This window comes from Vibrio sp. 378 (assembly GCF_033339435.1).
Window position 1 is genome coordinate 1 of record NZ_JAWOUO010000334.1, and the last position, 835, is coordinate 835.

An 835-nucleotide genomic window follows, 5' to 3' on the forward strand; every position below is an offset into this window, starting at 1 on the left:
AGACCAGTAAACGCCGGAATCAACCACGTTTAAGTTTGCAGAAGGCAAGGCGTAGTCTACACCTAAACCAAATGTTGAAGTGATACGGTTCGGATATGGGTGAGTTGAGCTCTTTTCAACGGCGTGTTCAGCTGCGCCAAAGCTTGTTGGGTACAGGTTGCCGTTCATCACGTCTTGGTTAACCAGCGGATCACTATGCAGATCTTGCATGACAGAGCTAATACCATCGCCAGCAACTGGATCGAGGTTTTGGTCGCCCATCATGACGAATTTAGCACCGCTCGCCAAGCCACCTTGTTTACCTGCATCGTCGTAGAAAAATTCTTTTCCTTGGATGTAATGGTGCCAAAATTCCACTTCCGCTGCGTTTTGCGCTTGGTTTTTACCAGGATCGAAAACTGGTGGTGTAGGGTGCGACATCAGAAGATGAACAACCTCATTACCATTGCTGGTCGGGATGATAATTGGTGCATCTACGTGGTTTTTAGAAGAGAGGCGTACTTGAGCCCATTCCTCTGCAGAGTACCACTCATCGCCACACTTCATGTTGTCTGGAATTTTTTGTGAGCCGTCACAGATAGTAATGGTTGGGATTTTCGCGCCTTCTAAATCTTTCCATTTAAACTCTTGGAAGGTTCGTGTATTTGCCGTATCAATTTTGTACTTAGACATTAGGGCAAAGGCGTATTGGCCATGGTACATGCCAAAGCCCCATGCATCCCCCGGCATTTGGCCGGCAGTGCCGTTGTTGTCGAGGTCAAAATCGCTCAACAAACCTGTGTTGGTAGAGTAAGACTCCGCGTAAGGGTATTCGTTGGGTTCGAGGGTTGCTTCT

Annotated in this window: 1 protein-coding gene; it reads right to left on the minus strand. The window is 47.7% G+C overall.

The annotated features are described in order from the left end of the window. A partial coding sequence (locus R7Q48_RS26090) for an endonuclease/exonuclease/phosphatase family protein (RefSeq protein WP_318133091.1) occupies positions 1-835 on the minus strand: 835 nt, incomplete at both ends.